Origin of the sequence: Fluoribacter dumoffii NY 23, from assembly GCF_000236165.1 — a bacterium.
GTDB classification, from domain to species: domain Bacteria; phylum Pseudomonadota; class Gammaproteobacteria; order Legionellales; family Legionellaceae; genus Legionella; species Legionella dumoffii.
This window is the reverse complement of sequence record NZ_CM001373.1, coordinates 1,481,300-1,507,096: the sequence shown is the minus strand read 5'-3', so window position 1 is coordinate 1,507,096 and position 25,797 is coordinate 1,481,300. Positions and strand designations below refer to the sequence as shown.

Sequence of the window (25,797 nt, the reverse complement as noted above, 5' to 3'; positions counted from 1 at the left end):
GTATCATTCTGTGACACAAAAAATAAGGCAATAACACACGAACTATTGAATTTTCTTCAAGCGGATGCTAGGGTGCCGTTTGGAAAAGTTGTTGGTATATGTTAACTATTAAATAAGGGGAACTGTGTGAAATTTACAAATTTATTAACAGTAGGAGCGCTGACAGCATCTTTAGTATCACCTGCAATTATGGCAGCAGATACCAATAATAATACAACTCCTATGTCTGATGCACAAAAAAAAGAAATCGAGAAAGTGGTGCATGACTATTTAGTAACTAATCCTGAAGTACTTTTGGAAGCCTCACAAGCATTGCAACAAAAGCAGCAACAAAACATGCAGCAGCAGGCACAATCTGCAATTAAAGAAAATACAGATCAACTATTTCAGGGTAAAACTACCGTCGTGGGTAACCCAAAAGGTAATGTGACCATAGTTGAATTTTTTGATTATCAGTGCATTCATTGCAAAAAAATGTCGCCTATTATTGAAAATTTGATTAAGAAAGACAGTGACTTACGTGTTGTTTATAAAGAATTCCCAATTTTTGGCAAGAGCTCTGAATTGGCCTCACGGGCTGCTTTGGCTGCAGGCATGCAAGGAAAATATCAAGCAATGCATAATGCATTGATTGCTATAGACAAACGTTTAAATGATCAAATCGTTATGTCTACTGCCAAGTCTTTGGGTCTGGATATGAAGAAATTAAAGACTGACATGCAAAGCAAGGAAGTTACTGATGCTTTAGATGCAAACCGTGAATTAGCTGAAAAACTACATTTGATGGGAACTCCTGCATTTATCATTGCTTCAACACCAAATGGACAATTTAAAGCAGGTTCTGAACCATCATTTATACCAGGTGCTGCCAGTGAAGAGTCACTGCAAGAGTTAATCAAGAAAGCAGCAGGTAATTCATAAGTTGTTGTAGTAAGTACAAACCTCCGGGGGATGCGAAGCAGAACCCGGAGCTTTGCGTAGTACAAATTTCCCGGGTTCTGCTTCGTTTTACCCAGAAAAAATAGAGATCTTCATGACAAAGCCATCTACATTCCAGGACATTATTCTCACTTTGCAGCAATACTGGGCTGCCCAAGGATGTGTCATTTTGCAACCTTTTGATATGGAGGTTGGTGCAGGTACTTTTCATCCTGCTACTTTTTTACGTGCAATAGGCCCTGAGCCTTGGTCGGCTGCCTATGTACAGCCCTCCCGAAGACCCACAGATGGTCGTTATGGCGACAATCCAAATCGGGTACAACATTATTATCAATTTCAAGTGGTACTTAAGCCTTCTCCTTTAGACATACAGGATAAGTATCTGGACTCCTTACGCGCATTGGGTGTTGATCCTTTGGCTGATGACATTCGTTTTGTTGAGGACAACTGGGAATCGCCCACTCTAGGTGCTTGGGGTCTTGGTTGGGAAGTTTGGCAAAACGGGATGGAAGTTTCCCAGTTTACCTACTTCCAACAAGCGGGCGGTCTTGCATGTAAGCCGGTGACCGGAGAATTAACTTACGGTTTGGAGCGTTTGGCGATGTACATACTCGGTGTGGATAATTTATTTGATCTGCCCTGGAGTAACACTGCAAATGGCATAATCACTTATGGGAATGTATTCCATCAAAATGAAGTGGAAATGTCTGCTTACAATTTCGAACATGCTAATGTCGAAGAGTTATTCAAGCAATTTGATTATTATGAAAGTGAGGCGCAAAAGCTAATCTCATTACAACTACCACTTCCTGCTTATGAAATGGTAATCAAGGCATCGCATTCATTCAATCTACTTGATGCCCGCAAAGCAATATCCGTTACTGAAAGACAACGCTATATTTTACGTGTGCGCCATTTATCAAGAGCAGTAGCGCAAGCTTATTATCAAGCGCGCGAGGCTTTGGGCTTTCCTATGCTTAACCAAAAGGTGTGTGATGGTCAATGATTTTATTTTTGAATTAGGTTGTGAAGAATTACCTTCTGGTTCTGTTTGGCCTTTAGCAGATGAATTTGCAAATCAATTATTGGCTCTATTGGACAAAGCACAATTGGCCTATGGTGAGGTAAGGCGTTTTGCCACACCAAGGCGCATTGCAATCACTATTTTTGATTTGCAAGAAGAACAAAAAAGTCAAAGTGTTACTCGCCGGGGCCCCGCATTTGCTGCAGCTTATGACAAGGAAGGTAAACCTACACCTGCTTTACTTGGATTTGCAAAATCTTGTGGTGTGGAAGTGGAGCAACTTTCCCGGATAGCAACGGAAAAAGGGGATTGGATAGTGTATGAAACACAAAGCGAAGGGAATAAAACCAAAGATTTGTTACCTGCTTTAATCAGCCAGTCACTGGCGGCTTTACCTATTGCCAAACCCATGCGCTGGGGTGATGGTGATGAGGAATTTGCACGACCGGTCCATTGGGCAGTAATGCTTTATGGTGAGAGGGTACTTGAACATTCTCTTTTGGGAATTAATAGTAATCGGTACAGCAGAGGGCACCGCTTCCATTACCCGCAACCAATTTCAATTAATTCAGCTCAAAGCTATGAAGCACAAATGAGAGAGGCTTTTGTTATTGCTGATTTCTCAACCAGAAAACAAATGATTAAAAACCAGGTGGAAGAGTTAGCAGCCTCGATTCAGGCTACAGCGATTATGCCGGAAGATTTGCTTGAAGAGGTGGCTTCTATTGTAGAATGGCCGCAAGCTTTGATGGCCAATTTCGAAAAAGAGTTTCTCGAAGTCCCCGCTGAATCATTAATTGCCTCCATGCAATCACATCAAAAATGTTTTGCTTTAAAGGATAAGCAAGGGAAATTGCTTCCACACTTTATAACCGTGTCAAATATTGCCAGTTCCAATCCGAAACAAGTGATATTGGGAAATGAAAAAGTGATGCGGGCACGGTTGAGTGATGCTGCCTTCTTTTTCAGACAAGATAAAAAGCTGCCTTTAAGTCATCATATTGCCGCTACAGAGCATGTAGTTTTCCAGGCTAAATTGGGCAGCTTGCAAGATAAAGCATTAAGGATTAGAGCTTTAATGACTTATTTAAGCCCTGCCTTGCAATTGAAATTAGATCAGGCGCAACGAGCAGCAGAATTAAGTAAATGTGATTTATTGACGGGAATGGTTGGTGAGTTTCCTGAACTGCAAGGGTTAATGGGGTATTATTATGCGCTAAATGATGGTGAAGACCCAATTGTTGCCCAAGCGTTAAACGAGCAATATATGCCGCGTTTTGCTGCAGATAAATTACCCGAGTCGGATTTGGGCCTAGCTTTATCTTTGGCAGACAGAATCGATACTCTGGTAGGGATATTTGCTATAGGGCAAAAGCCCTCAGGAGTAAAAGATCCATTTAAATTGCGACGTCATGCCTTGGCTGTTGTTCGTTTACTTGTTGCAACACCCGCCCAACTTAATTTAAGCACATTAATCGAACAGGCAATTGTTCATTATGGAACACAAATTACAGTTGAACCTGGTATACCCAAGGAGTTGAAATCTTTTATACTGGAACGGTTGCAATCACATTATCAAATTCAGGGATTGGGTATTGATTTGGTACATGCGGTTCGGGCTCGTCAGGATGAATGGTTGTATGATCTGGATAAGCGATTGGCTGCTTTACAATTATTTGTAACTTTACCTGAGGCCGCTTCTCTTTCTGCTGCATGCAAAAGGGTGAATAATTTGCTTTCGCAAGCAGGAAAGAAAACCTTGTCTTCTATCAATGAACAACTTCTGGAAGAGGGTCCGGAGAAATTTTTATATAATCACATCAGTCAAGTAGCACGCGCGGTTGAGCCTTTATACCGCGCTGCTGATTATGGGCCATTGTTGAAACTCCTGGCTAGCCTTAAGGAACCAGTGGATCTCTTCTTTGATAAAGTTATGGTCATGGTTGACGACGACAATATCAAAAATAACCGTTTAGCACTGCTTGCGCGCTTGCAGGATTTATTGCAAGGTGTTGCTGATATTTCACTGTTACAATTGGGGTAGTGGAAAGCGATGTCGCTAGGGCGGTGAGACCTGCTTAGCGCAGAAATCTCCTTTGAGAGTAAAGGGCTGATTTCTGCGTTAAGCAAGTTGACAAGCCTAACCTTCAAACGCATCGGCCAAGAGTTGTGTACGTTTTATAAGGAGTCGTTATGATCCATATTTCAGCTGTTGGCTATGAGCATCAAGGTGTGCACGACAAAGCAAAGGCCCTTGCTGAACAATTGAATTTTGTTGTGGATAAAGATGCTGCTCTTTGTCTTTATGTTACTGAAGACAGACTGTCATTGAAAATACCTGGTTTTTCACCCATTTTTGCTGAATTCAGTCCTGCTTTTTGGAGTAAAAGAAAAGCGGAGGGAAAAAAGCAGGGTTTAGTAAGGGCATGTAAACCCTCTGCGGGTTTAAAAATTATTGATGCCACTGCAGGTTGGGGGCGTGATTCAGCCATCTTAGCCAGCTTTAATGCTGAGGTATTGATGCTCGAACGCAATCCGATAATGGGAGCCTTGTTATATGATGGTTTATCCCGCCTAAATGAGACTGAACGACACCAGTTGCATTTGAACTTTCAAGCTGAAGATGCTTATTCTTTTTTGAAATCACTGGATGTGCAGAATTATCCTGATGTTATTTACATTGATCCCATGCATCCTGAACGAAGCAAGTCAGCATTGGTAAAAAAGGACATGCAGGCATTACAACAAATAATTGGTCCTGATTATGATGCATTGGAATTAATTCAATTGGCAATAACTCGTGTGAAACAACGGGTCGTTGTAAAATGGCCGCAAAAAACAAAGTCCTTGTTGCCGGCAAATGCTGCCATAGAGGGTAAAACAGTGCGGTTTGATATTTATTTTCCTAAAATTAAAGAGTATTAGGAGTTTAAGGTGCGGCACAAGCTCCGGATCAAAGAGATTTTATCTCTGGAAATCCGGTTGACTCGTGCTGCACAGTCTAACCGAATTCAGAGAGTTCTTCGCGAAGGCGTTTTTCTTCAAACAAATCCTCTATACGTCGTCGCCTTTCCAATTTAGTTGAAGGATTAGTTTCCTGGGGTAATAGGGTATCGACACCAAAATCTTCTGTATCGGTTACATCCTCATCAAACACACGAGCATTCATAGCCATCTCCTTAGCCTAACCCGTTGACAATTTTATAAAATAACAGAAATTAAGTTTGAGGAATAGTGATATTTTTTGAGCATTATACCCAGAGCGAATGCTAAGCTAAGAAAATTCTGGTTTTTAAGAAAATAAAAACCAGAATTTTATTTTAATTAGGTTTGTCCTAGAGTTGTTTTTATTTCTTCGTGGTATTCTTTTTCTTTTTCCTCGTCAATTGCTGCTTTTCCTGCTTTAGCTCTTAGGTCATTTCTACCATCATCGATTTCTTTTCGAAATCGCTCTGTAGCTTCTTTTGTAAATTGTTGACGGGGCGGCTCATCCACCAGTTTTTTAAGTTTATCGCGGCGTTCACTTGCACTCGCGTGTAGTTCCCTTAACTCACCTGGTGTGAAAATTGTAGCAGGATCAATTTCATTGCCGGCACCATCCCTAAGTACAATACCCTTTAATGGTTTGTCCCCTTTTTGTCCAGGTAAGGGGCCAGGTTCAAAACCGCATTCAAGAGCAGCTTCATAGGCTTGTCTGGCTCTATCCTTTTTGGTTTTAGGATCATCAAAATTTATGGTCATTGTGATGGAGTCGAAACCTGAGGCCCGTACAGCTTGTGCCATGGTCAACATATCGACCTTGGGATTTTGCTTATTGCTTAAGTAGTAAAATGGAGAAAGGATACGAGGAGGCATAGACACAGACCAAAGGCCTGGCTCACCTTCTTTCGCAGCCTGTTTATGCTGTATTTTGGATCCTGATAATGAAATAATAAAATTTAAATCATTTGGATTGATAGTGGAGATGGTATGATCCCGGACATCTACTGAAGCACTTACAAACTCATCCTCGGCTATACCCCTCTTTTTACGATTCTCAGCCCTTGCGCGTTCCATTTCAAGCAGCATTTCGTCTTTTTGTTTCTTGCTCAATTGAGAGGCCCAGTTTTCTAATTGGCCAGAAAAGATAATGCGTTTTCTTTCAAGAGCAGAAGCTTTATCTATTGCGGTCAAGTTTTCTGAAGCAGTTTTATTAAATTCTGAGAGTTGGTCTTCATGGGATTTTTTCAAATCCCCAATCAAGTTATCTTCTATTTTTTTTAATTGTTCCGGATCCGTGGTGCCTGAAAGGGTTCCAATTTTAGCTGCTAAATCCTTAGCGTTTGTTTTTAAAGCTTCCATCTCGACTTTTTGTTGCGCCTCTAGGGCATTTCTCGCTTGGGTGGTAATTTGTTCATGAAATCCGCGCATTGATTCTATCGAAAGTTCTGGAACTTCTTTAATGCGCTTTTGGAAAACTTCCATGGATTCGTTGTAGGTCTCTTGTGCATGAGTAAAGAAATCTTTGGGAGTTAATAAATTTTTCAGCTCATCCCTAATTTCCTGCTTGGCAGGGGGGGTATCGCCTTTAAGCAATTTTTCAAGGGTATCTTCTTTCTCAGGGCCGATTGCTGTTTTAAACCCTGTATGATCTTTAATTCGGTGTTGGACGTGGGTATCAAATGCTTTCGAACCAAAATTTATGTCTTGAGTTAATCCAACGGAATTGCGGTATTCTTGATAAATTTTTTCCTGTTCTTCAGGGGAAAACTGACGTACCCTTTGTTGGGAATTAAATATGTTGAAAAAAGCTTTTCGAAACGAAGGCATATAACGGACCTCAAGAACTGTCTTTTTATAGAGTATAACACTTTTTTGTTAAGTTAGAATTAAGCTCTTTTAAAACCAAAGTGTAGTCTTGGGCGACATATGATGAACGTGTAATTCGTCAGGTGGATGCCAAGCAGTACTTCCTGGAAGGGTATGAGTCCAACCACGGTACTGCGAAGCATTACCTGACTACAGAATCTTGCTATTACCAGGCAGGAATTGCTGAATCTCCAAATAAAGCGTGCGCTTTTTCTTTGACTTCTTCGGAGTTCAAAGCTTTTACAAAAAGCTCCAATTGCGCTTTCTTGGGCGAATCGCTGCGAATGACAATAATATTGGCATAAGGAGATGTTTTATCCTCAGTAAATAGAGCATCATGAGATGGATTTAAACCCGCGGGAAGGGCAAAGGTGGTATTGATTACAGCAGCATCCACATCAGGCAAAACCCTGGGTAATTGCGCAGCATCCATTTCTTTAAATTGCAAATCATGTGGATTTGATGCGATATCTTTTAAACCGGTATTTTCCTGACTTGGTTTTAATGTGATCAGTTTGGCTTTTTCCAATAATTGCAATGCGCGCATTTCATTACTGGGATCATTAGGCAGGGCAATTACTGCCTTTTCTGGTAGTTGATTTAAAGATGTGTACTTTTTAGAGTAGATTCCCATCGGGTAAACAAAAGTTCTGCCTATTGCTTCCAGAGTATAGCCATGCGCTTTGACGGCTGCATTAAGATAGGGTAAATGCTGGTAAACATTTGCATCCAGACTTCCATCTTGCAACGCTTCATTGGGTAAGTTATAGTCATTGAAGGTGACGATTTTTATATCGAGATTGTACTTGTTCTTGGCGACTTCCTTTGCTGTTTCAACCAGTTCGGTCTCTGGGCCAGCAATCGTTCCTATCACCAGAGTATTAGTCGGTGAGGGCTTGTTGCAGGCGACAAGACTCAATAATAAAACACAAAAAGCTAAAATCCGCATTGATCACTCCCAAAAAAATCAATTATGTAAAAAACGTTTTGCCAAATAATCTCCGATCATTTGAGTCAATTGCACCATCACGATTAAAATAATGACTGTTGAAATCATTACTCCGGCATCAAAACGCTGATAGCCGTAGTTAATCGCCAGAGTACCCAATCCTCCTGCGCCCACAGTTCCTGCCATTGCAGAATAATTGACTAAAGTAATGGCTGTTACCGTAATGGCGTGGATTAAAGCGGGCTTTGCTTCTGGCAATAAGATATGCAAAATAATTTGGCGGGTGTTTGCACCCATTGCATAACCTGTTTCAATGAGTCCCGAAGGTAAGCTTCGATAAACATTATCTACCAAGCGGGCAAAAAAAGGGGTTGCGCCCAGGGTAAGGGGCACGATGGCGGCATTCATTCCAATTGAAGTTCCAACTATAAGGCGGGTAAAAGGAATAATGGCCACCAATAAAATAATAAAAGGAATGGAACGGGCCATGTTAATAAAGGCGGATAATGTTTTGTGAACTTTAGGCCTTGGTTTGATTTGGCTGGACGAATAAAGCCAGGTCCCCAAAGGTAAACCGAGGATTACTGCAAATACGGTACTTGTCACTACCATATACAGTGTTTCGCCTGTCGCGATCAATAAATCATATGCCATCGGGAAGGACATAACCTAAAACCTCCACAGTTAATTTGGCTTGTTCACAGCGCTCAATGAATGCCTCGAGTAAAAATTGATGGGCGGTTAATTCTACAACCAAAACGCCGCAAGTTACTGTATCATAACGGTCTATATTAGCGAGCAGGATATTGATATCCAGATTTAATTCACGGCTTGTCTGGCTAATAAAGGGCACTGTTGCCTCTTCACCCTGAAAAAATAAACGCAGTAAGGGTTTATCAGTCACATAATCTGCAAGCCTTTTGGTAAGACATTCAGGTAATTGAGGACTAAGTTGGGCATAGAGCATACTGCGGGCAATACTGTCTTTATTATTGAATACGTTAGCCAAGGCAGTTGTTTCGGCCAATTCCCCATCAACTATTACTGCTAACCGGTTACAAATACGCTTCACCACATCCATTTCATGGGTAATTAGCACGATAGTAATACCATAAAGGGCATTAATTTTCTTAAGCAAGGCTAAAATAGAATCTGTTGTTTCCGGATCCAAAGCTGATGTCGCTTCATCGCAAAGTAATATTTTTGGGGAACAACTTAAGGCACGGGCTATAGCGACTCTTTGTTTTTGGCCGCCACTGAGTTGGGCGGGATAGGCCAACTTTTTATCCGTTAATTCAACTATCGGGAGTAATTCTTCTATTTTATTACGAATAGACTCCTCATCTATCCCTTGAATACGCATAGGGAGTGCAATATTGTCGTAAACGTTTTTTGAATTGAGCAAGTTAAATTGCTGGAAAATCATTGCCATTTTATGACGAGCCAAAGCCAGATCGTTCCTTGAAAGATGTGTCAAATCCTGGCCGTCAATCAAGACTTCGCCTTTATCCGGTCGTTCGAGGAGATTAATGCATCTCAATAGGGTGGATTTTCCTGCACCACTTTTACCTATAATTCCAAAAATTTCTCCCTCTTGGATAAATAAGTTGATGTCACGCAAGACTTGTTTGCCCGAAAAGGATTTGGATAATCCAATTAATTCAATCATTGTTTATAACCTGAGATTATGCGTGCGGGCAGAAGACTAGAGGAAATGCAAATCATATCCGCTTTAGCCGTATTTTCAAAAAAGAGACTTTTTTGAGCGTCCGCAAGCTGAATTTCAAATCGACGCCAGTACAATATTATACACAAATTGTTATTTTAAACAACGTCGAGTTTCAAGATTTAGTTGATGATGCTGGTAAAATAATCCCTAAGTCAGAGTTTCAATTCCTCACGGTTTTTAAAATACTCGAGTGCTTGGGGATTTGCCAGGGATTGCAAGTTGTTAACCGGCAAACCGTGAACCACCTGTCGGACAGCCACTTCAACTATTTTACCACTAATTGTTCGTGGAATATCTGCAACTTGCAGTATCTTTGCAGGTACATGCCTTGGGGAGGCATTTTGCCGAATTGTTAGGCGTATCTTATTGATTAGTTCTTCAGTAAGTTCGGTGTTCTCACGCAATTTAACAAATAATACGATGCGTACATCGTCTTGCCAGTCTTGGGCAATTACAATACTGTCAATGACCTCATTAATTTTTTCTACTTGTCTGTAGATTTCAGCAGTACCAATGCGTACTCCCCCCGGATTTAAAACAGCATCCGAGCGCCCATATATGATTAAACCATGATGGGCTGTAATTTCCGCAAAATCCCCATGCGCCCATATTCCACTGAAACGTTCAAAATAAGCATGTTGATAGGCTTTTTTGTCCGGATCATTCCAGAATCCTATGGGCATTGAGGGGAAAGGGGCGGTACAGACCAATTCGCCACGTTCTTTACGGATTGAATGTCCTTGCTCATCAAACACATCAACAGCCATACCTAGGCCAATGCATTGTAATTCGCCTCTATAGATAGGAAGGATGGGATTACCCAATGCGAAACAGGAAATAATATCTGTTCCCCCTGAGATGGAGCAAAGTTGCACATCATCTTTGATTTGCTCATAAACGTAATCGTAATTTTTAGGTAACAGTGGTGAACCCGTAGAAAGTATGCACCGTAAATGGGACATATCGAATTCATCTTTGGGATTTACTCCTGCTTTTTCTATAGAAGAGATGAATTTGGCGCTGGTCCCAAAAACAGTAACTTGCTCCTCTTCGAGTAATTTGAATAAACGATCGCTCTTAGGATAAGTAGGGGACCCTTCATATAAAGTCAGGGTAGCTCCCAATGCCAATGCAGAAACAGTCCAATTCCACATCATCCAGCCGCAAGTAGTATAAAAACATAAATTGTCCTTATCGCGCAGATCGGTATGAAGTCCTAATTCTTTAATATGCTGCAACAGGGTTCCACCTGCACCATGGATAATACATTTGGGTTTGCCTGTGGTACCTGATGAAAACATAATATAAACCGGATGATCAAAGGGCAATGAAACAAAGTCGCAATGGGTTGCTGGACGAAGAAAGTCATCCCAGTATCGGGCTTTAGGTAAATCAGAATAATCTATGGGCTCATTTATATTGGGACAAATTACAATTTGCTTGAGCGATGCAATTGATTCGTTAAGTTGTTTGATTTTTTCTGTTCCATTATGCCTTTTACCTTGGTATTGATGTCCATCACAGATAAATAAGACCTGGGGATCGATTTGTCCCAAGCGATCGATTGCGGCTTGAGCGCCAAAGTCAGGCGAACAGGAAGACCAGATGGCCCCTAATGAAGTGGTGGCAAGCATGGCAACTATTGTATGGTGAGTATTTGGCATTAAAGCGGCTACCCGATCGCCTGCACTGATACCTGCTGATTTCAAACCCGCAGCACACTGGGCGACCAGGATGTGTAATTGTTCATAACTAACCACCAGTTTGTTGTTGTCTTCATTAATACTAATCAAGGCTGGATGCTTGTCTTTGCGCGATAAAAGTTTTTCTGCAAAATTAAATTGGGCTCCAGCGAACCATCGCGCATTTATCATTTCATGTTTATGGCTTAAAATCTGATAAGGTGCAGTATCGAAGGTAAGATGAAAGAATTCACAAAGTGTTGGCCAAAATGAGTCAGGATGCTTAATGGACCAGGTATGCAAATCCTGGTAATTTTCGAAAATCTGACTGTTTTTTTGGGCAGCGAAATCCATAAAGTGCCACATCCTGCTTTCTTTTGGGTGTTTGGGCTTCCATACTGCTTCATTCATGTTTCATTCTCTCTTATTTTTAGAAACGATTGTTCGCTAAATTTTTCCAACTTTTTCTGCCAGATACTCTAGAAAGTGAATAACTCAAGAACAGTGTAGTGCAACTTAGATAAGAAATACTCTAAGTGCAGGGATTTGCTAACATGGCATTGGCAACCTTTGATTGATTTTTACGCCCTAGAATCTTACAAATCATGTCGCCTGCCGTTACAATTTTAAAAATATCTACACCGGTATTTATTCCCAACCCATGCATTAAGTATAAAACATCCTCGGTAGCTACATTGCCGCTTGCCCCACGCGCATAAGGACAACCTCCCAAGCCGGCAACGGAACTGTCAAAACGATGTACTCCATATAATAAGGAGGTAAAAATATTGGCTATGGCCTGGCCGTAAGTATCATGGAAATGCATTGCTAATTGATTTAACGGCAGTATCTTGAGTATTTGTTCAAGTAATAAACGGGTTTGCTGGGGGGTCCCAACCCCTATGGTATCTCCTAATGAGATTTCATCCACTCCCAGCTCCATCAGTTTTTGTGTTACCTCAACTACTTTTTGAGGCGCTACGGAGCCTTCATAAGGACAACCAAGGACGCAGGAAATATAACCGCGTACCCTAATATTATTTTCTTTGGCTAAAGCAAGGACCGGTTTAAAACGCAAAAGGCTTTCGTCAATTGAGCAATTAATGTTCCGTTGATTAAATTGCTCACTAGCTGCAGTAAACACGGCAATTTCTTTAACACCCGCCTCCAATGCTTTTAGCATTCCTTGCTCATTTGGAACCAGGGCTGAATAGTGGAGGGAGGAGATTTTATTTATAGCACGAAATACTTCATTGTGGTCGGCTAATTGGGGAATGGCTTTTGCAGAGACAAAACTGGTTACCTCAATATATTGTAAGCCTGAGTCACTTAACAAATTAATTAATTCAATTTTGTGTTTACTGGACACAAAAGAAGACTCATTTTGTAAGCCATCGCGCGGGCCTACTTCGATAATGGATACGTTTTGTGGATAGTCCATAATTATCTCTTTATATTCCCAAGGGTCAATCGGGTTGAAGGGGGCTGAGAACTTCCTTCAGCCTGACCCTGAACCTGTAGTGTTAAGAATCTTCTTCACTTAATGACAGCAATTCCTCTCCTTCGTTAACCTGGGCGCCAACTGCATAAAATATTTCCAACAAAATGCCATCTGCAGGGGCATGGATTGTATGTTCCATTTTCATTGCTTCAAGCACAATTAAACGCTCACCAGCCTTAACTTTTTCACCAATATTTTTTAATACGGCAACTACAGTCGCGGGCATTGGTGCGGTAAGTTGCCCTTTATGCGTAGTGGCTTGTGCACCTATTGTTCCCCAGTCAAACCGTTCAATAGTAATTTGCCATTGGTTAGTATACAAGGTTAAAAATTGTTTTTTCTTTTCAATGGTAGCGTGATAGGTTTGTTTGTTGGTTTCAATGCGAAGTTGATTGCTATGTAAATGACCTGAAATCAAATGTTCCTGATTATTTATCCTGACTTTAAATTGATTTTTATTAATAGGAGTAATAAATGCCTCAATCACATCTTCTTTGTCCTTGTACCGCCATATCCAATGACTCGAGATTTGTGATTGCCAAGCGAAGGCTTCTTGTAATAAGGGATCCTGAATTGCGTTGGTATTCTTAAGATAATCAACACTTACAGCCATAAGTAAACCCATTTGTTTATCTGCTACCGGCAGGTTGATTTTTTCATTACTTAAAAAATCAGTGCTCAGCTCAGCTTTTCTGAATTTCGGGTGATGACAAATGGTTTGTAAAAATGGAATATTGGTTTTCAATCCCCCGATAAAGTAATGCGACAGGGCGTGCTCCAGTTTAAATAATGCTTCCTCCCGATTTGCTCCCCATGCTATCAGTTTGGCGATCATGGGATCATAGTACATCGTAATTTGTGATGACACTTGAACCCCTGTATCAATTCGTATGCCATCACCTGAAGGTTCTTCTAAAAAATGAATTTGTCCAATTGAGGGAATGAAATCATGATGGGGGTCTTCAGCATAGATGCGGCATTCAATGGCATGTCCATGTGCTTTAATCTCATCTTGGGACATGGGTAGTGGTTCATCAGCGGCGATTTTTAGTTGCCAGCTTACTAAATCAAGACCGGTGATCATTTCTGTTACCGGATGTTCTACCTGCAGCCGGGTATTCATTTCCATAAAGTAGAAATGTTCCGAGCCATCAACTAGAAACTCCACTGTGCCAGCACCACTGTATTTTATAGAGCGCGCTACCTCGCACCCGGCCTCTGCAAGTTTTTGTCGTAAAGAAGCAGGTAAATTGGGGGCTGGCGCTTCTTCAATAATTTTCTGGTGTCGGCGTTGAATGGAACAATCGCGTTCGAATAAGTGAACTACATTGCCATGATTATCGGCCATAATTTGCAACTCAACATGGCGTGGATTGAGCACAAGTTTTTCAAGAATTACTGTATCATCGGCAAAACTGGCCATAGACTCACGTTTTGCTCCCGCTAAAGCAGCACTGAATTCGGATTCTTGATACACAGCGCGCATCCCTTTCCCGCCGCCACCATTGGCTGCTTTAATCAAGACAGGGAATCCAATTTTTTTAGCTTCCGCAAGTAATCTGTCTTCTGTTTGTTCGCTACCATGATAGCCTGGAGTTAAAGGAACATTTGTTTTTTCCAGTAATTGTTTGGCTAACTGCTTTGAAGCCATTGCCTCCATCGCTTCAACTGACGGGCCAATAAAAATAATGCCTGCTTCATTACATGCTTTTGCAAATTCAGGATTTTCAGACAAAAAACCATAACCTGGATGAATGGCTTGTGCCCCGCATTCCTTGGCAATATGAATAATGCTCGCTATGTTTAAATAGCTTTCTTTAGCAGGTGCTTCACCCACACAATACGCACTGTCCGCACTGCGTACATGCAGGCTGTCTTTATCAACCGAGGAATAAATAGCTACTGTGTGGATCCCCATAGAGCGGGCCGTCTTTATAATTCTGCATGCAATCTCACCACGGTTGGCAACAAGAATTTTATTAAACATTAGTGCCTCATTAATTAACTTTTATAATTCCTTGTACATCATCTTTTGCTTGATACAATGAGATGATAGTTTTTCAGATTCTATTTCAGATCCATCTTGCTCCCAGGCGTAAAAGCAGGAGTACTATCCCCAGTTTGGGGTTTCCTTTTTTAAAAACGCATTTAGCCCATGTTGTCCTTCAGCCGATACCCTTTTTTGGGCAATCAGGGAAGCGGTATAATAAACAAGCTCTTCATTAATTTTTTTATCTGCTACATATCGGGTAAGCTGTTTTGAGGCCCGGACCGCTTCAGGCGCATTGTTGCTAATTTGTTTTGCATAGTTAAGGGTAAATTCCAACAGATTTTCCTCAGGAATGCAGTGTTGCACCAAATTTAATGACAATGCTTTAGCTGCATCAAAAATTTCAGCGCTTAGAAACAGAGCTTTTGCATTGCGCTCACCAATGGCTTGAACCACATAAGGACTGATTACGGCGGGTATCAAACCCAACTTTACTTCTGAAAAACAAAAGCGTGCCGATTGGGACGCTATTGTTATGTCGCATGCTGCGGCAAGACCAGCCCCGCCCCCAAATGCAGAGCCATGTACCATTGCTAGAGTAGGTTTAGGACTCATATTTAAAGTGTACATTAAATTACCGAGTACCATGGCGTCTTTTTGATTTTCTTCTTCATTATAACGAGCCATATTTTGCATCCAGGCTAAATCAGCTCCTGCAGAAAAATGTTTGCCATTCGCTTTGAGCACGATTACCCGTACCTTGGGGTCATTAATGGCAGCATCAAGCTGATTTTGCATTTCACCTAAGAGCAGATTATCAAAGGCATTATGTTTGCTCACGCGATTTAGAGTGATTAAGCATAAATGTTCATCAATTTCATACAACAAGTCGCTCACGTGCTGCTCCTTACATCCGAAATACGCCAAAGCGTGTTGATTGAATAGGGGCATTTAATGCTGCTGATAAGCCCAGCCCTAATACCTTACGTGTATCCTGGGGTGCAATAACTCCATCATCCCATAAGCGGGCGCTGGCATAATAGGGATTTCCCTGAGTCTCGTATTGGGTACGTAATTGTTCTTTGAAACGGTTTTCTTCTTCCAAAGGCCACTCACTTCCCTGTTTTGCCAATTTATCCCGATTTACTTGTGCCAGGACATTTGCAGCCTGATCGCCACCCATAACCGAAATGCGGGAGTTAGGCCATGACCATAAGAAATTAGGGTTATAGGCTCGTCCGCACATGGCATAGTTGCCTGCTCCAAAACTCCCCCCAACAATAACAGTAAATTTAGGGACATTAGCATTAGCAACTGCAGTTACCATTTTAGCCCCATGTTTGGCAATACCAGAGGCCTCATATTTTGAGCCAACCATAAAGCCGGTAATATTTTGCAGGAAAATCAATGGAATCTTGCGTTGGCAACAAAGTTCTATAAAGTGTGTTCCTTTCAGAGCACTTTCACTGAAGAGAATGCCATTATTGGCAATAATTCCCACAGGATAACCATACAGATGCGCAAAGCCGCAAACCAATGTTGTGCCGAAAAGAGCCTTGAATTCATCAAATTCTGAACCATCAACAATTCGTGCAATAACTTCGCGAATATCAAAGGGTTTTCTAGGATCAGAAGGTACTATACCGTTAAGTTCTTTACTGTCATAGAGAGGATCAACCGTTTCAATCCGCTTGAGTTGCTGTAGCTTTTTGCGGTTTAAATTGCCTATGGAGATACGTGCCAGGTGGAGGGCATGTGCATCGTGTTCTGCATAATGATCCGCAACCCCCGAGTGCCTGCAGTGGACTTCAGCACCTCCTAATTCTTCAGCACTAATGACCTCACCGGTTGCTGCCTTGACCAGAGGAGGGCCGCCGAGAAAAATTGTAGCTTGTTGTTTTACCATAATCGATTCATCGGCCATAGCGGGAACATAAGCGCCACCAGCTGTACATGAGCCCATGACTACCGCAATTTGCGGTATATTTTGTGCAGACATTTGTGCTTGATTAAAAAATATGCGTCCAAAATGGTCACGATCTGGGAAAACCTCATCCTGATGAGGTAAATACGCACCTCCTGAATCTACCAAATAGATGCAGGGTAGATGATTCATCAACGCAATTTCTTGTGCTCTCAGATGCTTTTTTACAGTTAATGGATAGTAAGTGCCCCCTTTTACAGTAGCGTCATTGACGACAATAATGCATTCTGTACCTGAGACCCAACCAATGCCTGTAATAATTCCGGCAGCAGGAACAACGTCATCATACACTTGATAGGCTGCAAGCTGGGAAAATTCAAGAAAAGGGCTTCCAGGATCCAGCAATTGCTGTAAGCGTTCTCTAGGCAGTAATTTTCCATGTTTTAAATGTCTTGTTCGGGCTTTTTCATCACCACCCAAAGCAATGTGTTGAATTCGATGGTGTAACTCATCCACCAAGGCCTGCATGGTTGCCTGGTTTGTCTTGAATTCTTGGCTGCTTGTATTAATTTGACTGTTTATTATTGCCATGCTGCATTCCTTATCGTACTAAAATATCGCTTAAAACGATGATTGTCCAAATAACCCAGGTAATTGCGATAAAGTGAGGCATGTCGCCACCCTTTATAAGACGATAAATAAGTGCTGGAATGGCGGTAATTACTATGGGTAACAAGACAAGAACTAATATTTTGCGAATAACAAGCCCCCATCCGGTTTGACTGAATATTGGGGTTAATTTCAAATTCACGTAAGTAAAAAACATATCAACATAGACAATAACGAGATGAGCGTATTTTGCAAATAGTACTACCAAAATACTAAGTAACAGGTAGATAAGACTGTGTCGTAGCATGAACATCCTTTTTATTTTTTTTATATAAAATCCCCAGTCCTAAGGGTAAGACTGGGGATAGTTTGTATCTAAAGTAACTCAATTGCCATTGCTGTTGCCTCACCCCCACCAATGCATAATGAAGCGACACCACGTTTTTTTCCTTGCTGTTTCAAGGCATGGATTAGGGTCACTAAAATTCGGGCACCGGATGCACCGATAGGGTGGCCTAACGCACAAGCACCGCCATGAATATTAACTTGTTCAGGATTTAATTCAAGTTGAGTCATGGCTGCCATGGTAACTACAGCAAATGCTTCATTAATTTCATAAAGATCCACATCATTTTGTTTCCAGGATGCTTTATTCATCACTTTACGCATGGCATCAACAGGAGCTGTGGTAAACCATTCGGGCGCCTGGGAATGGCTGGCATGGGCAACAATGCGGGCAATGGGGCTAATTCCGCGTTTTTCTGCTTGCCCAGCGCTCATTAAAATAAGGCTTGCGGCGCCATCAGAAATGGAGCTGGAGTTGGCTGCAGTTACAGTTCCATCTGCTTTAAAAGCAGGTTTTAATTGAGAAATTTTGGAAAGTTTTGCAGCATCCGGCCCTTCGTCAACAGATACTGTAACATCACCTTTGCGTGTGTTCATGGTTACGGGAGCAATTTCTTCTTTAAACGAACCATTTTCCATAGCTTGCAGTGCTTTGCTCATGGAACGGGTAGCAAATTCATCCTGCTGCTCCCGGGTAAAATGGAAATGGCTTGCGGTAGCCTCAGCGAAAACCCCCATCAACTTTCCTTTATCATAGGCATCTTCCAGCCCATCAAGAAACATATGATCTTTTAATTCGCCATGCCCTAACCGGTAACCGGAACGTGCTTTACTCAATAAATAAGGTGCATTACTCATGCTCTCTATTCCTCCGGCAAGCACGATATGTGCGCTTCCTGCCCGAATTAAGTCGTGAGCGAGCATTACCGCTTTCATTCCGGAGCCACACATTTTATTAATGGTGGTAGCCCCGGAAGAATTGGGTAATCCCGCCTTAATGGCTGCCTGACGTGCAGGAGCCTGACCAATTCCAGCGGATAAAACACAACCTGTAATAACCTCGTCTATTTCTGCTGGGCTAATGCCTGCTTGAGCTAAGGCTGCTGCATGGGCAACCGCTCCTAACTCTGGGGCTGAAAGAGCTGATAAGTTTCCTAACATGGCTCCCATAGGAGTTCTTTTTGCCGCAACGATTACTATATCATTCTGATCCATTTTCATTCTTCCTTATGCTGTTTCTTTAAAAAGTTCTCGTCCAATAAGCATTCTTCTGATTTCAGAAGTACCGGCCCCTATTTCGTATAGTTTTGCATCACGTAGTAAACGTCCTGTAGGATATTCATTGATATACCCATTACCACCAAGAATTTGAATAGCCTGTAATGCCATTTGTGTTGCTTTTTCAGCTGTATATAAAATCACACTGGCAGCATCCTTACGACTGACCATACCTTGATCACAGGCTCTGGCAATAGCGTATAGAAAAGCTCTTGAAGCGCTTAGATCAGTGTACATATCTGCTAATTTGCCCTGGATGAACTGGAATTCACCTATAGGTTGCTCAAATTGTTTGCGTTCATGTACATAGGGTAGAACTACATCCATACAAGCCTGCATAATTCCAACAGGCCCTGCAGCCAGAATGGTCCGTTCATAATCAAGACCACTCATCAACACATTAACACCTCGATTTACCTCTCCCAAAACCTGATCGGCAGGCACTTCACAGTGTTCAAACACCAATTCACAGGTATTTGAGCCGCGCATTCCTAATTTATCGAGTTTTTGAGCTGTTTTGAACCCGGGCATTCCTTTTTCAATTAGAAAGGCAGTGATTCCTTTACTGGCAGCCTGTTTGTCTGTCTTGGCATAAACTACGAGCACATCGGCATCAGGCCCATTGGTGATCCACATTTTTGTGCCGTTGAGAATATATTTATTGCCTTCTGGACGAGCATGTAACTGCATACTGACTACATCAGATCCCGAATTGGATTCACTCATAGCCAGTGCACCAACATATTCTCCACTAATAAGTTTAGGCAGGTATTTTTGTTTTTGCGAATGATTACCGTTTAAGTAGATTTGATTTACGCATAAATTGGAATGGGCTCCGTAACTAAGACCTATTGAAGCCGATGCCCTTGATATTTCTTCCATTGCAATGGCGTGGGCAAGATATCCCATATTCGCACCGCCATACTCTTCACTGACTGTTATACCCAATAGGCCCATTTTACCTAATTGGCGCCATAAATGATTGGGGAAGGTATTGGTTTCGTCTATTTGGGCAGCGAGAGGAGCAATTTCAGCACGAGCAAATTGATAAACACTGTCGCGCAACATGTCGTAAGTTTCACCGAGTTGATAATTCGGTCCTGTGTACATAGCTGACTTCCTGTGGTTGTAACTACTTATCTGATGCAAGATTTTGATTAAATGCTTTAGCGTATCCTGATAAATGAGTAGTCTGTTGATTTTTACAAATGTGTTAAACTATACCCAATCAAGTTAAAGATGCAAATAGAATTTCTCAGATCTTTTTCATATTGAAGCAGTTGGGGAATAATTTGATAAATCAACGCAAGTTATTCTTGCCACAATATGTTTTATGAGAAACAGGTGCTTGATGATTAGAGCAGGGGGCCATCAGGATGGTTTATTTAGCGTACCGGATTTGCCTGAAGTAGTGTTTTAAAATGCACCTTTACCTGATTTAAAAAATCGCCTAATCTTAAGCCAAAGGAAAACCACCGATTCTTTACAGCGTGATTAAACGTTAAGTTTCGGTTTCGATTTATCTACTTAGGAGAGTCTTTCATGCGTAAATTAGTACTCTGGGGACATAGCGTTGATGAGTATCGTGAAATGTTTGATTTGTCTCAAGAGGACATGAATTCCAGAATTTTAGAATATGGATGTGGTCCGAGTGCAGTAAACGCCGAACAATTCAAGGAAGCGCATCAAGCAGTAAGCTGTGATCCTTTATTTGTTTTGGACAAAGATACCCTGGCCTCCAAGGCAATTATGATTTTTGCACAAATGGCAGATGAAGTGCACAAGCAACAAGACCAGTTCGATTTCAGCCGCAGCGGGGGGTTGGAGCAATTGCTTGAACATCGACGCAACGGAATGAAGAAATTTTTTGCTGATTACGAGCAAGGTAAAGCTGAAGGCCGATATTATGGGGCTGCAGATTATCATTTACCCTTTGCAGATTTCTCCTTTGATTTTGCATTAAGCACCAACTATCTATTTGCTGATTTGGAAGATCAAAGCGTTGAATTTCATTTAAATGTAATTCGTGAATTAGCCCGAGTAGCTAAAGAAGTAAGAATCTTTCCCTTAAATGATATGGAAGGGAAGACCTCAGAATTTCTGGGCCCGGTATTGCTGGAGCTGCAAAAAGAAGGTTATGGGGTGGAAATTAGAGAAGTAGATTATCATTTGCACAAGGCTGAAAACGCCATGTTACGCGTTTGGGCTCAGAAGTGTGATCTATAAATTATTACTCGGGTAGGCGAAGCATAACCCGGGAATCTTTTATCTGTACTCCACCGGGTTATGCTTCGCCTCACCCGGTTATAAGGTTCTTGTATGTATTCAATCTTACGTTCTTTACTTTTTAGAATGGATCCAGAAACCGCCCATTCTTTTAGTTTATCCGCTTTACATTATGTCCCGGATTTCCTTTTCAAAAAAAACCTCGCAAAACCAGTAAAAGCTTTAGGCCTGAATTTTCCGAATGTGGTGGGTTTGGCAGCAGGTTTGGATAAAAATGGGGAACATTTGGATGCTCTGGCCAAACTAGGTTTTTCCTTTATTGAATTAGGAACAGTTACCCCAAGACCCCAAAGCGGTAATCCTAAACCGCGGTTATTTCGCTTGCCGGATGCACAGGCGATTATCAATCGAATGGGATTTAATAATCAAGGAGTTGATGCATTGGTGGAGAATGTAAAAAAAGCACGCTACAAAGGGATTCTTGGCATCAATATTGGTAAAAATAAAGATACTCCGTTAGATCAGGCTGCTGGGGATTACATGCATTGCTTGCGCAAAGTATATGAACATGCCTCCTATGTAACCATCAATATTTCCTCACCGAATACACCCGATTTGCGCCAACTCCAGCAAAAAGAATACTTTGCCGGTTTATTGTCGCAAATACAGGAAGAACAAATCAGATTATCCGACAAATCCCAACGCCATGTGCCTTTAGTAGTAAAAATATCGCCTGATGAAGACCCTGAAACCTTAAAACAAATGACGGAAGTAATTTTAAACTACGGCATTGAGGGAATTATAGCCACCAATACCACATGCTCCCGTCCAGGAGTGACTCATTTACCTAATGCGATGGAAACGGGAGGGCTAAGCGGTAAACCGTTACTGGAGTTGTCGACTCAATGCTTGCGCTTGCTAAAACAGTATGTTGGTGATGAGGTAACCTTAATTGGGGTAGGGGGTATTGATGGATGCGTCAGTGCTCAGGCTAAATTGGATGCGGGTGCTTCATTAATCCAGGTGTACACCGGTTTAATTTATAAAGGCCCGGGCCTTGTTCATGAGTTAGTGCAAGGATTATAGATGAAGCATGTTACTAAAGAGTTGGCGGCTCGAATGGAGTCATGCATCAAACAAACCCATATAGAAGTGACCCGCCAGTATTCCGAAGGTAAGATCCTGGAAATTAATGGAGGGGCTGCCTGTTTTTCCGGGTTTGATTCCTATTTATCGCAGGTAGTTGGATGGGGATTTGCTACAGATCCAAAAAATTTTCTCCCTGAAATTGAGCGGATAGAACATTTTTATAAAAATTTGCATCATAACCGTGTAGATATCGAACTGTGCCCATTTGTTGGGAATGAGCTCACCGTTTTTTTAAGCCAACGCGGGTACTGTATCAGTGAATTAAACAATGTCTCCATACTGGATTTAAAGTCCTATCATCCGGTTGAGTGTAGCGAAGAGGCGTTAACCATCAGAATGATTCAGGCTGAGGAAAGGAGAAAGTGGGCGCAAATTGTAGCTTTAGGCTTTGATGCCCCTGAAGCAGAAGACCAATTTTTTCGCTATGCCCAATCTAAAGGGGTAGCTGCTTATGCCGTTTACGATAATGAGGCGATTATAGCGGGGGCTACAATTGCCATGCATGGTAATTTTTGTGATTTGGGGGTTACCAGTACTTTGCCTGGCTATCGGGGGAAGGGGTTACAAAAAAAATTATTAAACGCGCGATTAAATCATGCAAAACAAGCAGGGTTGTCTTGGGCAACGGTTACAACTGAACCCGGCAGTATTTCAGACTGTAATGTGCAGAAAATCGGTTTTCATTGTGCCTATACGCGAATCAAAATGACTCGGGAATGACATCAAACGATGCCTCTGTTGTTTAAAGTCTGCTAACTAATTATTCGAAGTACTAAAACCGGTCCCGTCCCTTATTTAAGGAAAATTAGCACTTCCAGGTAATAACAGTTACAATAACCCATTTTTCAATTGAATCACTCGCGTCATGAAAAAGCAACTCTCTGTTAAGACCAGCATTTTATACAAGCGTTTGTTAGCCTATGTAAAACCGTTTTGGCCCATCCTGGCGTTAGGCATTTTTGCCAACATTTTATATTCCTTGATTGATGCGGGTTTTACCTACATGATGCGCCCTTTTTTTGATAAAAGCTTTATCAATGTTGATATGGAATTTATCAAGAAAATTCCTTATATCGTTTTAATAGGGATTACCTTGAGAGGGCTTGTCAGTTCGTTAGGCAGTTATTGTATGACCTGGGTTGCGCGTTCCGTGGTCAAGGTATTAAGGGAAAAGGTATTTAACCATATTCTTCGTTTACCTGCGGATTTTTATGATGAGGCAACCTCAGGACAAATGCTTTCTAAAATTCTTTATGACGTAGAGCAGGTAGCCCAGGTTAGTGCGGATGCCTTAACCGATATTGTTCAAAACGTCTGTTTAATTATAGGTTTCCTCACTGTAATGATGGTGATTTGCTGGCAATTATCCCTGATGTTCTTGTTAACAATCCCTTTTGTCGGTTTTATTGTGAATTTTACAAATAAACGCGTACGACGAATCAGTCATAAAGTCCAAAAAACTATGGGCGAGGTGACTGAAATTGCCAGTGAAGCAATTGAAGGATACAAAGTAGTACGTATTTTCGGGGGCACTGCTTATGAATCTGGAAAATTTAGTCAGGCCATAGAGCATTCGCGTCAAAATGACATGAAAGTTGCTGCAAGTAAGGCACTTAATGTATCTGGTGTACAGATAGTTATTGCAATAGGGATTGCCGCAATAATTGCCGCTGCGATTCAATTGTCTACGGTAGTGATTATTTCAGCAGGTTCTTTTTTAGCAATTATTGCTGCGATGATACAGTTGATTAAACCAATGAAAACGCTAACAACATTGAATGCGGTAATACAGAAAGGATTGGCTGGTGCAGAAAGCGTGTTCAACATGTTGGATATGCCCATAGAACAAGAACAAGGTAAGGTGTTACCACAAAGAGCTCGCGGCGATCTTGAGTTTAAAAACGTTTCTTATGCATACAGAAAAGGCGCTAATGTATTACATGATGTCAGTTTTTCTGTAGAGGCCGGAAAAACAGTTGCACTTGTAGGCCATTCAGGTAGTGGTAAAACTACTATAGCCAGTTTATTACCCCGTTTCTATGAAGTGACGCAAGGTGTTATCACTTTAGATAACATTCCGATTAATCAAATAAGCTTATCCAGTCTGCGGGAACAAATGGCTTTGGTAAGTCAAAACGTAACACTTTTTAACGATACATTGGCAAATAATATTGCATATGGCCGTTCCGATATTACTCGTCAACAAATCATACATGCAGCTAAAATGGCTTTTGCTGATGAATTTATCAGTCGCTTGCCGGAGGGTTATGACACCCGTGTAGGGGAAAATGGTGTATTACTTTCGGGGGGGCAGCGACAACGAATAGCGATTGCACGAGCTATATTGAAAGATGCACCTATTTTAATTCTTGATGAAGCCACCTCGGCTTTGGATAGTGAGTCAGAACGCTACATCCAAATTGCCTTGGAAGAGGTGATGAAAAACCGCACCACCTTGGTCATTGCGCATCGTTTATCGACTATTAAACATGCGGACAAAATTATCGTCATGCAACATGGATGCATCGTCGAACAAGGAACTCATCATGAGTTGCTTGATTTACAAGGCTATTATGCTCAACTTCAGGGAATTCAAAGCCCAGGCACTATGTATGAGGAAGCAATAATCTAATGGCGTTATCCCTGGATAAAATATGGTATGGTGAGCATCCGCTGCAATGGGTATTGCGGCCATTGTCCTGGGGATATTCTGCTTTAACCTCCGCAAGGCGTTATCTATTGGAGCGATTCCTACAGGTAGAAAGTCCAGTTCCCATTATTGTTGTTGGAAATATAACGGTAGGAGGAGTAGGCAAAACCCCTTTAGTTATTGAGTTAGCCAAAAGACTAAAACAAAAAGGATTACGGGTTGGTATAGTAAGCCGCGGTTATGGTGCAAAAACGAAAAATTTTCCTTATGAGGTACAGGTTAATGACCCCCCGCTGAAGGTTGGGGATGAACCATTGCTGTTAGCACAAAAAACAAAATGTCCGGTGGTGATCGCCCCAAGACGACCGGAGGCAGTACGTTATCTTATAGAAAAACATCAAAGCCAAATTATTATTAGCGATGATGGGCTACAACATTATCGCATGGGACGGGCTATTGAAATTGCTGTCGTGGATGGAACACGAGGAGTGGGTAATGGCCTGTGTTTGCCTGCAGGACCCTTAAGAGAATCGGTCAGGCGTTTGGAAGAAGTTGATTTTATAGTTGTCAATGAAGGTGAATGGAAGAATGCCTACTCCATGGTACTAAAACCGGGGAAAATTAAAAAATTAAGTACCGATGAAGAAATTGATCCGCATGCCTTAAATGGAAAATGGGAAGCTATTGCTGCAATTGGTAATCCTCAACGTTTTTATTCCACTTTGCTGCAATTAGGGATAGAATTCGACTCGTGTTCTTATCCTGATCATTATCAGTTTAAGCCAGAAGATTTGAATTATTGCAAATCACTTATTATTATGACGGAAAAAGATGCAGTGAAGTGCCGATCGTTTAGCTCGGACATGATGCATTATTTACCCGTAGACGCTGTATTGGATGATGCATTTTGGGACGCATTGTGGTTACATCAACAGTTAAAAGGTTATTGCTGAT

At 41.5% G+C, this 25,797-nt stretch carries 22 protein-coding genes; 9 read left to right on the top strand and 13 right to left on the bottom strand.

Annotated features, from left to right (window positions below; genetic code table 11):
* The first annotated feature begins 126 nt into the window (after nucleotides 1-126).
* The 4 genes from KYQ_RS06780 to KYQ_RS06765 all read left to right on the top strand — a co-directional run bounded on the left by KYQ_RS06780 (nucleotide 127) and on the right by KYQ_RS06765 (nucleotide 4,888).
* Nucleotides 127-921, top strand: coding sequence for a DsbA family protein (locus tag KYQ_RS06780; protein ID WP_010653313.1), 795 nt, complete (start codon nucleotides 127-129; stop codon nucleotides 919-921).
* Between the two features lie 112 nt (nucleotides 922-1,033).
* Nucleotides 1,034-1,945, top strand: a complete 912-nt coding sequence (glyQ, locus tag KYQ_RS06775) for a glycine--tRNA ligase subunit alpha (RefSeq protein WP_010653314.1) — start codon at nucleotides 1,034-1,036, stop codon at nucleotides 1,943-1,945.
* Nucleotides 1,935-4,007 carry a glycine--tRNA ligase subunit beta gene (gene glyS / locus KYQ_RS06770; protein WP_010653315.1) on the top strand — a complete coding sequence of 691 codons (2,073 nt, stop codon included), beginning with the start codon at nucleotides 1,935-1,937 and terminating at the stop codon, nucleotides 4,005-4,007. Before glyQ ends, glyS begins: the two co-directional genes overlap by 11 nt.
* Before the next feature lie 149 nt (nucleotides 4,008-4,156).
* Nucleotides 4,157-4,888: a class I SAM-dependent methyltransferase gene (locus tag KYQ_RS06765; protein WP_010653316.1), complete on the top strand. Its 732-nt coding sequence runs from the start codon at nucleotides 4,157-4,159 to the stop codon at nucleotides 4,886-4,888.
* 76 nt (nucleotides 4,889-4,964) lie between these two features.
* On the opposite strand, the gene KYQ_RS19305 is transcribed toward KYQ_RS06765, so the two are convergent.
* From KYQ_RS19305 to KYQ_RS06700, 13 genes are all read right to left on the bottom strand, one after another.
* Nucleotides 4,965-5,132 (bottom strand): PA3496 family putative envelope integrity protein, encoded by a 168-nt coding sequence (locus KYQ_RS19305; protein ID WP_010653317.1) that lies wholly within the window; start codon nucleotides 5,130-5,132, stop codon nucleotides 4,965-4,967.
* A 155-nt stretch (nucleotides 5,133-5,287) separates the two neighbouring features.
* A complete protein-coding gene (locus KYQ_RS06755) occupies nucleotides 5,288-6,772 on the bottom strand; it encodes a hypothetical protein (protein WP_010653318.1) in 1,485 nt (494 codons plus the stop codon).
* Between the two features lie 205 nt (nucleotides 6,773-6,977).
* The gene (locus KYQ_RS06750) at nucleotides 6,978-7,760 is read right to left on the bottom strand and encodes a MetQ/NlpA family ABC transporter substrate-binding protein (protein WP_010653319.1); all 783 of its coding nucleotides are present in this window, start codon (nucleotides 7,758-7,760) and stop codon (nucleotides 6,978-6,980) included.
* Nucleotides 7,761-7,778: 18 nt separating this feature from the next.
* Nucleotides 7,779-8,426, bottom strand: coding sequence for a methionine ABC transporter permease (locus tag KYQ_RS06745; RefSeq protein WP_010653320.1), 648 nt, complete (start codon nucleotides 8,424-8,426; stop codon nucleotides 7,779-7,781).
* Nucleotides 8,404-9,429: a methionine ABC transporter ATP-binding protein gene (locus tag KYQ_RS06740; protein WP_010653321.1), complete on the bottom strand. Its 1,026-nt coding sequence runs from the start codon at nucleotides 9,427-9,429 to the stop codon at nucleotides 8,404-8,406. The genes KYQ_RS06745 and KYQ_RS06740 overlap by 23 nt, the downstream gene beginning before the upstream one ends.
* Nucleotides 9,430-9,641: 212 nt before the next feature.
* Nucleotides 9,642-11,582 (bottom strand): acetoacetate--CoA ligase, encoded by a 1,941-nt coding sequence (locus tag KYQ_RS06735; protein WP_010653322.1) that lies wholly within the window; start codon nucleotides 11,580-11,582, stop codon nucleotides 9,642-9,644.
* A gap of 121 nt (nucleotides 11,583-11,703) precedes the next feature.
* Nucleotides 11,704-12,612 carry a hydroxymethylglutaryl-CoA lyase gene (locus KYQ_RS06730; protein ID WP_010653323.1) on the bottom strand — a complete coding sequence of 303 codons (909 nt, stop codon included), beginning with the start codon at nucleotides 12,610-12,612 and terminating at the stop codon, nucleotides 11,704-11,706.
* An 82-nt stretch (nucleotides 12,613-12,694) separates the two neighbouring features.
* Nucleotides 12,695-14,659, bottom strand: coding sequence for an acetyl/propionyl/methylcrotonyl-CoA carboxylase subunit alpha (locus KYQ_RS06725; protein ID WP_010653324.1), 1,965 nt, complete (start codon nucleotides 14,657-14,659; stop codon nucleotides 12,695-12,697).
* Nucleotides 14,660-14,782: 123 nt separating this feature from the next.
* A complete protein-coding gene (locus KYQ_RS06720) occupies nucleotides 14,783-15,559 on the bottom strand; it encodes an enoyl-CoA hydratase-related protein (RefSeq protein WP_010653325.1) in 777 nt (258 codons plus the stop codon).
* 10 nt (nucleotides 15,560-15,569) lie between these two features.
* Nucleotides 15,570-17,177, bottom strand: coding sequence for a carboxyl transferase domain-containing protein (locus tag KYQ_RS06715; RefSeq protein ID WP_010653326.1), 1,608 nt, complete (start codon nucleotides 17,175-17,177; stop codon nucleotides 15,570-15,572).
* A 10-nt stretch (nucleotides 17,178-17,187) separates the two neighbouring features.
* Nucleotides 17,188-17,502: a hypothetical protein gene (locus KYQ_RS06710; protein WP_010653327.1), complete on the bottom strand. Its 315-nt coding sequence runs from the start codon at nucleotides 17,500-17,502 to the stop codon at nucleotides 17,188-17,190.
* A 68-nt stretch (nucleotides 17,503-17,570) separates the two neighbouring features.
* Nucleotides 17,571-18,755 (bottom strand): acetyl-CoA C-acyltransferase, encoded by a 1,185-nt coding sequence (locus KYQ_RS06705; protein ID WP_010653328.1) that lies wholly within the window; start codon nucleotides 18,753-18,755, stop codon nucleotides 17,571-17,573.
* 12 nt (nucleotides 18,756-18,767) lie between these two features.
* Nucleotides 18,768-19,928, bottom strand: a complete 1,161-nt coding sequence (locus KYQ_RS06700) for an isovaleryl-CoA dehydrogenase (protein ID WP_010653329.1) — start codon at nucleotides 19,926-19,928, stop codon at nucleotides 18,768-18,770.
* Between the two features lie 432 nt (nucleotides 19,929-20,360).
* On the opposite strand from KYQ_RS06700, the gene KYQ_RS06695 reads away from it, so the two are divergent.
* The 5 genes from KYQ_RS06695 (at nucleotide 20,361) to lpxK (ending at nucleotide 25,796) form a co-directional block, all read left to right on the top strand.
* The gene (locus KYQ_RS06695; protein ID WP_010653330.1) at nucleotides 20,361-21,044 is read left to right on the top strand and encodes a hypothetical protein; all 684 of its coding nucleotides are present in this window, start codon (nucleotides 20,361-20,363) and stop codon (nucleotides 21,042-21,044) included.
* Nucleotides 21,045-21,137: 93 nt separating this feature from the next.
* Nucleotides 21,138-22,130 (top strand): quinone-dependent dihydroorotate dehydrogenase, encoded by a 993-nt coding sequence (locus tag KYQ_RS06690; RefSeq protein WP_010653331.1) that lies wholly within the window; start codon nucleotides 21,138-21,140, stop codon nucleotides 22,128-22,130.
* Nucleotides 22,131-22,913 carry a GNAT family N-acetyltransferase gene (locus KYQ_RS06685; RefSeq protein WP_010653332.1) on the top strand — a complete coding sequence of 261 codons (783 nt, stop codon included), beginning with the start codon at nucleotides 22,131-22,133 and terminating at the stop codon, nucleotides 22,911-22,913. It abuts the gene before it with no gap.
* Between the two features lie 145 nt (nucleotides 22,914-23,058).
* Nucleotides 23,059-24,825 carry a lipid A export permease/ATP-binding protein MsbA gene (gene msbA / locus KYQ_RS06680; RefSeq protein WP_010653333.1) on the top strand — a complete coding sequence of 589 codons (1,767 nt, stop codon included), beginning with the start codon at nucleotides 23,059-23,061 and terminating at the stop codon, nucleotides 24,823-24,825.
* On the top strand, nucleotides 24,825-25,796 hold the full coding sequence (gene lpxK, locus KYQ_RS06675) for a tetraacyldisaccharide 4'-kinase (protein ID WP_010653334.1): 972 nt from the start codon (nucleotides 24,825-24,827) through the stop codon (nucleotides 25,794-25,796). The genes msbA and lpxK overlap by 1 nt, the downstream gene beginning before the upstream one ends.
* Nucleotide 25,797: the final 1 nt, after the last annotated feature.